Origin of the sequence: Brevundimonas sp., from assembly GCF_013823285.1 — a bacterium.
Taxonomy (GTDB): domain Bacteria; phylum Pseudomonadota; class Alphaproteobacteria; order Caulobacterales; family Caulobacteraceae; genus Brevundimonas.
The window spans coordinates 1-7,302 of sequence record NZ_PNLV01000112.1 but is presented as its reverse complement, the minus strand read 5'-3'; the positions used below and the strand labels follow the sequence as shown (position 1 = coordinate 7,302).

Sequence of the window (7,302 nt, the reverse complement as noted above, 5' to 3'; positions counted from 1 at the left end):
GGAATATCGTCGTTGAGGTCGTAGCTTTCCTTGGGGCCCGACGGCTTGTTGGCGCCGCCCGAGGAGAAGCCCGACGAATAGCCGTCGTCGTCACGCGGCCCCGAACCGCCGCCCTCGCTGCGGCCGCCCAGCATGGTCAGTTCACCGCGGAACTTCTGCAGCACCACCTCGGTGGAGTATTTCTCCACGCCCTGCTGATCCGTCCACTTCCGGGTCTGGAGGGAGCCCTCGATGTAAACCGTCGAGCCTTTCTTCAGATAGTTCTCGACCACGCGCACGATGTTCTCGTTGAAGATCACCACCCGGTGCCACTCGGTCTTCTCCTTGCGCTCGCCGGTCGCCTTGTCGCGCCACTGCTCGGAGGTGGCCAGCGACAGGTTCGCGACCTTCTCACCCGACGGCAGATTGCGGATTTCGGGGTCCCGCCCCAGGTTGCCCACCAGAATGACCTTGTTGACGCTGCCCGCCATTGCTTTTTCCTTGTTCAATAAGGCCTTCCCGAAGGCGCGCGAACGCTCTCAGGAACACCATGTTCACATATTGTTCACGCTCCGCGCGTGAGGTCAATCCGCCGTTTCAGTCCGGGCCGGCGGTCGCTGGATGACGCCGGGAATGGCCAGACGGCCGTCGCCGGTGCGGGCCAGGGCGAAAAACCGCCCCCCCTCCAGGGTCTGGCCGAAATAGACGCCGGCCCGCTCGATGAAGATGAACTGCCCCTGATACGCGCCTTGGATCTCGAGCACCGAGCCGCCCAGTCTCAGGAAGTTCAGCCGCATCTCCTCCAGCCTCGCGGCGCAGAACTCGATGGATTCCACATCCTCGGCCAGAACGTTGAAGCGCACCTCCTCACCTTCCCGCACCACATGATAGCAGACGCCCTGGTCGAACGGCGCCTTGGTGCCCGAGGAGCACGCGGCCAGGGTCAGGCCCGCCAGGGCGGCGGAAAGAAGCAGCGGTCTCATCAACGAAGCCCCGGGAACTGACAGTTGCGGTCCTGCTCGGCCAGGGTGCGGAAGCGGCTGTTGTCCTGGGACTGCTCAACCCGGCGCGGCACCAGCCGCAGGGTCAGGTCGCCCCAGCGGCCGTACTGGGCGTCGCCGGGCCGGACGCAGGTGCCCGCGAACAGGGCCTGGACACAGGCGCCTTGGCTCATGCTGGCCGACAGCTGACGCCATTCGCCTCCCACGTGGCGCAGGCAGGCCGCGCCCGCCTGCTGCACCGGCTGCGGTCCGGGGGGCGGGCTCACGGGGGTCGCGTCCGGCGGATTGACGCCGGCCAGGTCCGTCAGATTCAGCGGCGGTTCTTCCGGCGGCGGGGCGAACACGGCGGTCGGCGCGGCGGCGAGGGCGCCCGTTTCGTCCAGTCCGACGTCCAGCGCCTCGGTGGCCACGCCGTTCTGACGGGCGCAGTCCGCCAGGGTGGCCATGCCCACGAACTGCCCGTTGACGAAGCAGCGCAGTTCGCGCGTGGGCTCCAGATCCGGCGCCTCGGTCACATCCAGCTGCAGACCGGCCCGTTCCTCGGGGGTGTCCGGAGCATCATCGCCGCCCCGGCTGGTGAAGATCAGGGCGATGACCACGGCGGCGACCACGGCCAGCACGGCGCCCAGGGCCAGGATGATGCGGTTGTCGTTGGGAAACGCCATGAACCTCTCGCGGAACTCTTCCCGGCAATAACCCCCGGTGCGGTCCCGGCGTCAACCGCCAAGCGAAGTGGAGGCGGGGTTTTCCCCTATCCCCCCGTCAGGCGGTTCAGGGCGGCCTGATAATTGGCGATGCGGGCGGTCATATAGGCGGGCGCCTGTCCGACAGGCTTCTTGACGGCGTTCTGGGGCGACAGGTCCCGGTAGGCGTCGCGCACCACCTTCATCGCAGCCAGAATCGCCTCTCCCGCCGCCTTGGCGGCCTCCAGGCCGGACAGGTTCAGGTTGCCGGACAACTGTATGCCGTAAGTCTTCTTGGTGTCGGCTCCGCTGGTCTTGCCCACGAAGCCGGGACTCAGCCCCAGACCGGCCAGGGCGTCACGACCCGATTCCCCGGCTCGCAGAACGGCGCCTTCGCGGCCGTCCCGGGCCTGGATCGACAGGCGCTGGAAACCGCCCATGGTCAGGGTCGTCTCGCCATCCTTGCCGCTCACCTCGCCGCCTTCGGAAGCAACCGTGACCCTGAGCTGCATATTGGACGCCTGCTCGATCTTGCGCGCCAGGGTCTGCAGGGTGTCGCGCGCCTCGATGGTCACCGCACGGGATCGTCCGTTTGAGTCGGCGACATAGAAGCGATCCCCCACGCGCAGCGACGTGGCGGCCGTCAGTTGCTTGGAGTCCCCCTGGGCGATCACCCCTGTGGGCAGGCCAAGCCGGTCGAGGATGCTCGCTCCGCCCGAGGCCACAGCGATCGTTCCCGTCACCGCCTGATCACCGGCCCCCTTCCAGGTCCGCGTCCATTCCACAACACCGCTGGTCGGATCAATGCGCGACAGATAGGCCATGGTCGGGTCCTCGGGCAGACCGCCCAGAGGCCGGTCCGCCACCCCGGTGATCCAGACCTTGCCGTCATGCACCTTCACGTCTGCGACCGTGTCGTCGCCCGCCCCGCCATGGAACGTCAGGCGGTCTCCCCCGGCGGAGAGATCGCCATCCATCGACAGCACGAACGCGTCGCCGCCGCCGGAATGCGCTGTGTTCACCGTCGCGCCGGCGGCGAGGTTTTCGTTCCGCGTCGTGCCCGCCACGATCACACGTCCGTCCGACACAGCGATTCCGGCGATCTCGCCCGACATGGCGCCCAGATCGCGCATGCCGAGCAGGGTCGGCTGGCCCGCACCATTCAGTTCATAATGGCGCACCACCGCGCGGCCGTTCTCCACCCCGGCGGCATACAGATTGCTCCCGTCCACCGCGATCGAGGCGACGGAGTCCTCGCCTGCGGTTCCGAACTGGGTGGTGAACTGCAGCCCTCCGGTGATCGGGGCTGTGGGGTAAGCCTGTTGCTGGCTGAAGCCCTGCAGATAACCGTCCCATCCGCCCTGGGCCGACGCGCCGATCATGGCTGACTGGGCGCGCCCGGCCACATAGACCGTCCCGCCAGGTCCGAATGTCACCGCTGTCGCCTCGTCCGCCGCCGCAGCCCCCCGTCGCTGGGTCCACTGCTCCTCCCCTTTCAGGTTGAAGACCGTGACGAAGCTGTCTGACAGGCCCCGGTTCGCGCCGGCGACGCCGTTGTCCAGCGCCCCGGTCACCGAGCCTGCGACAGCCACGCGGCCGTCATCGGAAATCGCCAGGGCGTACCCCGACGCCTGGTCGGCGGCGCCCAGCGCCCGGCTGAACACCAGGCGTCCCGCCGAATCGAACTTCATCAGGGCGACGTCGCTGGTTCCCTTGATGGGCTGGTTTCCCAGCCCCTCGGACAGGTCCGCCACCAACCAGACATTTCCATCCGCGTCGGTGGCGGAGGCGCGAATGGCGCTGATTCCTTCAGGCAGCCCGTCCTGGGCCAGACGACCGTCCACCCAGTGGGTTTCGCCGATCCCCGCGCCGCTGGGCACGGCGCCGTCGGTGAATTTCAACAGCTGGTTCCCGCTGGCCGTGCCCTGGGTCACATAGACCGCGTCAGCCGTGGCAGGAGCCGAAAATTGCAGCGTCTCCACCGAAGATCCGCGCACCAGCAGGGCCCATCGATCAGGACCACTGGGCAGCGCCACGGTCTTGTCGCCGACCTTGATCGAGCGTTCCTCGGCCGGGATCATCTCTCGCCCTATGCGGGCCTGAACCCCTGCATCCTCCAGCTTGCCGTTGATGAAGCCGAGGACGTTGGTCAGGCTGCGGGTCTGGGCGCCCATATCGTTCAGGTCGATGTCGACATGAACCGTCTGCTCCAGCTTGCCGACGGTGATCCGGAACTGCACATCGCCCTGGAACGCCGCCACCGGATCGGTCGCCGCACCCTCGTGGATGACGCCGGTCAGCGACTTGGAGGTGTCCCGCGCGACCGCGGCCGTGCTCTTGGACAAGGACGAGGAGGTGCCCTGGACCAGGTTGAAGGCGTCAAAGCCGGCCTGCGACAGCCACCCCGAAACTTCGGTCAGGCCCGCATCAAAGCGCTTGTTCAGAAGAGCCAATTCTGTGGACGGCACAGACTTTCCGCCGGCACGGTCCGCCATGGCGGCGAGCGAGGCCAGTCCCTGATAGAGGGAGAACAGCTTGCCATAGTCCGCCGAGGCGCCCGGCAGGTCCAGTCGCGCGGCCTGGCCGTCGATCAGGCTGCGCCCTGCAAGTGCGGACCGCAGCAGATCGCTTTGCGGCGTCTGGCGTGCGTTTTCCCAGGGGGGCGTCGGCTGCGTCTTGACCTTGGGCGTCGCGACGGCCGCCCCGCCGCCCCAGGAGGTCGACTGGCCGAACAGGCCGAGCAGATAGCTGTTGTCGATCATGGGACGCTCCGTCCCCGACAGTGCAGGCGCAGGGGTAAGAAATTCCTAAGCTGCGCCGACAATCGTCCTTAACCGCCGCGGAACAGCGACAGGATCACCTGCGGGGCCTGGTTGGCGATGGACAGCGCCTGCACGCCCAGCTGCTGCTGGACCTGCAAGGCCGTCAGTCGCGCGCTTTCCTTGGCCAGATCCGCGTCCACCAGATTGCCGATTCCGGACTCCACCGTGTCCATGAGACGCGAGACAAAGCCGTTGTGCGACTCGATCTGCTTGGCCTGTGACCCCAGCGCGCCCAGCGCCGAGTTCACCTGGGAGATGGAGTTGTTCAGATCCGCCAGAGCCGTCGCGGCGTCGCTCATGTTCAGCAGGTTCGAACTGAGGGTCAGATCGATGATGCCGCCCCCCAGGCTCAGGTTGCGCGTGCTCAGGGTGACGAAGGCGTCAGCCTCAGCGTTGGCCAGGAAGCGCACGCCGGCGCTCAACGAGCCGTCCAGAAGATTGGCGCCGTCGAACTCCGCGTTCTGAACCGCCTGGCTGATCGACCGCAGCAGGGCCTGAAAGTCATCATTCAGGAGTTCACGCGACTGCGTCTTGAGTGATTCGTCGTTGGCGGCGACGACCTTTTCCTTGAGCTGGTTCAGCAGGTCCGAAATGGTCTCGCCCGCCGACAGCGCCACATCGGCGACCGAGGTGGCGCGATCCAGGCTCATCCGGACGGCATTCAGGGCGCCCAGATCAGCGCGTTGCCCCTGGGCGATGGCCCAGACCGACGCGTTGTCCTTGGCCCCCTGCACTTTCAGGCCGGTGTTCACCCGTCCCTGGACCGCTTCCAGACGTTCATTCGTCCGGTTGAGGTTCTGAAGCGCGATCAGCGCCGATGTGTTTGTGTGAACGCTGCTGGTCATGGGTCTTCGTTCCCCGAGGATTTCTAGGGGGACGGTATCGACCGAGTCGTATGCGTATGGTTAACGCGTGCTAACCACGATCGCCGCCTCGACCAGCGGTCGGGCGGTTCGGCTCTCTTAATGACGCTCGGGACTCAGGCCCGGGTGTCGATCACCGCTCCTGCGGCGTAGTTGGATCGGTCTCCGATGCGGGCCACCTCATCGCGAGGCAACTGCCGGACGACTTCTCCCGTCTCGCGGTCCAGGATCTTGTAGACGAACGCGCCCTTGGCGGCGCCCTCCTCGATCACCAGACGGTAACGCGCGAGGCGTTCGGCTTCTTCTGACGGTCCCGGATCCGCAAAGCCGCCCGAGCCGGACGACGATGTGGCGGCGACCACCGGAAATGAAGCGCGGCTTATCTTTGCATGTGCATCCATCCCTCATTTCGCCGGTCATCAGGCCGGCGCCTCCCGATTGGCGGGAAGATGGAGGGAGCGCCCGTGGACGCTCCCTCCCCGTTCCTGGATTAGCGGAACAGTCCCAGCAGCATGGAGGTCGAGGAGTTGGCGATCGACAGCGCCTGCACACCCAGCTGTTGCTTGGTCTGCAGAGCGGTCAGTCGCGCGCTCTCCTTGGCCAGGTCGGCGTCAACCAGGTTGCCGATACCGGCTTCCAGGCTGTCCTGCAGCTTGCCCACGAAGGTCAGGTGGGTGCCCAGCGCCTTGGAGCTGGTGCCCATCTTGGCCAGGGCGGCCGAGACGTTCGCGATGGAAGCGTCCACCAGAGCGAGCGCATCCGTCGCGTCGGTCGTGGTGGCGATGCTGTCCGCGGCGCCCAGGGTGACGATCGAGCCGCTGAGGCTCATGTCCTGGTTCTCGACGTCGATGGTCGAGGTGCCGTCGGCCGAGGCGAGAGCCTTGTAGCCGTTGGACAGGGAGTCATCGAGCAGGTTGGCGCCGTTGAACGAGGCGTTCTCGATGACGGAGGTGATCTGGTCGCGGATCGAATTGAAATCCTCGGCCAGGGCGTCACGCGACGCAGTGGTCAGGGTCTCGTCGGTCGCAGCCAGGGCCTTCTCCTTCATCTGCAGCAGCAGATCGGAGATGGATTCGCCGGCGGCCATGGCCACATCGACGGTCGACTGACCGCGTTGCAGGCTGTCCTTGACGGCGTTCAGGGCGCCCATTTCGGCGCGCTGGTTCTGGGCGATGGCCCAGATGGCTCCATTATCCTTGGCCGAATTGACCTTCATACCGGTGTTGATCCGGTTTTGAACGGTATTCAGTTCGGAATTGGTTTTGGAGAGGTTCTGGAGGGCGATCATTGCGCCCACGTTCGTGTTAACGCTGTTCAGCGCCATGGCACGGTGTCCTTCTTTCAAGGTGTCCGACGTCATTTTGACTGCCGGGAGCATTTTGCTCGGGTCTCTCGAAGCAAGGAGCGGGCCAGTCTGACCCCCTTGCGATGGCGGCCAACCTGTTGAAATAATGACGTTATAGGTTGATTTACCACACTCCGGACCCGGCATATTGTGCCGCCGGGCCGCCGCACCCGGCAGACATTGCCCGCCGCCCGGCAGAATTTGCCGGTCAGGGCCCTGACATGGCGCCCATCGCCTCCAGCGTCTCCACCGCAAGCCGGCGCGCCAGATCGCACTCGACCAGCTGTCGGCCTCTCAGGATGTAGGCGGTCTCAAGGTCCGCCCAGGTCGGCGCCTCGGGCAGGGTCGCGATCGGACACGGCCTCAGGGCGAACGCCGGCGTCGGCGGCGGCTGGATCGGCGCAGGCGCCGGGCGCCAGCTCGCACAGGCGGCGCTCATGCTCGCGCAGGCGATCAGCGCGACGGGAATCAAGCGGTGTGGACGCATCGGACGCGCTCCGGGCTTCATGGATGACGGGGTCGGTCAGGTCTCGCAGTTCGATCACCTGACGGTGGACGGTCTCGACGCGCCGCCCCTGTTCGGTCAGCGCCACGATGTGCGCGGCCTGG

At 66.4% G+C, this 7,302-nt stretch carries 8 protein-coding genes; all 8 read right to left on the bottom strand.

Annotated features, from left to right (window positions below):
- Positions 1-470: single-stranded DNA-binding protein (ssb, locus tag C0461_RS12425; protein WP_292107431.1), on the bottom strand; the 470-nt coding region annotated here is incomplete at its 3' end.
- Between the two features lie 93 nt (positions 471-563).
- The gene (locus C0461_RS12420; RefSeq protein WP_292107428.1) at positions 564-962 is read right to left on the bottom strand and encodes a hypothetical protein; all 399 of its coding nucleotides are present in this window, start codon (positions 960-962) and stop codon (positions 564-566) included.
- A complete protein-coding gene (locus C0461_RS12415) occupies positions 962-1,645 on the bottom strand; it encodes a hypothetical protein (protein WP_292107425.1) in 684 nt (227 codons plus the stop codon). The genes C0461_RS12420 and C0461_RS12415 overlap by 1 nt, the downstream gene beginning before the upstream one ends.
- Positions 1,646-1,731: 86 nt before the next feature.
- Positions 1,732-4,425, bottom strand: a complete 2,694-nt coding sequence (locus tag C0461_RS12410; RefSeq protein WP_292107423.1) for a transcriptional regulator — start codon at positions 4,423-4,425, stop codon at positions 1,732-1,734.
- 68 nt (positions 4,426-4,493) lie between these two features.
- Entirely contained in the window at positions 4,494-5,330 is an 837-nt protein-coding gene (locus C0461_RS12405; RefSeq protein ID WP_292107421.1) for a flagellin, read from the bottom strand.
- Positions 5,331-5,464: 134 nt separating this feature from the next.
- Positions 5,465-5,710, bottom strand: a complete 246-nt coding sequence (locus C0461_RS12400) for a flagellar protein FlaG (protein ID WP_292107418.1) — start codon at positions 5,708-5,710, stop codon at positions 5,465-5,467.
- A gap of 128 nt (positions 5,711-5,838) precedes the next feature.
- Positions 5,839-6,672 (bottom strand): flagellin, encoded by an 834-nt coding sequence (locus tag C0461_RS12395; protein WP_292107415.1) that lies wholly within the window; start codon positions 6,670-6,672, stop codon positions 5,839-5,841.
- Positions 6,673-6,901: 229 nt separating this feature from the next.
- Positions 6,902-7,132 (bottom strand): hypothetical protein, encoded by a 231-nt coding sequence (locus C0461_RS12390; protein WP_292107413.1) that lies wholly within the window; start codon positions 7,130-7,132, stop codon positions 6,902-6,904.
- Positions 7,133-7,302 lie beyond the last annotated feature (170 nt).

Excerpts from the sequence above, each read along its gene's own strand:
- C0461_RS12420 (WP_292107428.1), bottom strand. The coding sequence starts at position 962 with ATGAGACCGCTGCTTCTTTCCGCCGCCCTGGCGGGCCTGACCCTGGCC.
- C0461_RS12415 (WP_292107425.1), bottom strand. The coding sequence starts at position 1,645 with ATGGCGTTTCCCAACGACAACCGCATCATCCTGGCCCTGGGCGCCGTG.
- C0461_RS12410 (WP_292107423.1), bottom strand. The coding sequence starts at position 4,425 with ATGATCGACAACAGCTATCTGCTCGGCCTGTTCGGCCAGTCGACCTCC.
- C0461_RS12405 (WP_292107421.1), bottom strand. The coding sequence starts at position 5,330 with ATGACCAGCAGCGTTCACACAAACACATCGGCGCTGATCGCGCTTCAG.
- C0461_RS12395 (WP_292107415.1), bottom strand. The coding sequence starts at position 6,672 with ATGGCGCTGAACAGCGTTAACACGAACGTGGGCGCAATGATCGCCCTC.
- C0461_RS12390 (WP_292107413.1), bottom strand. The coding sequence starts at position 7,132 with ATGAGCGCCGCCTGTGCGAGCTGGCGCCCGGCGCCTGCGCCGATCCAG.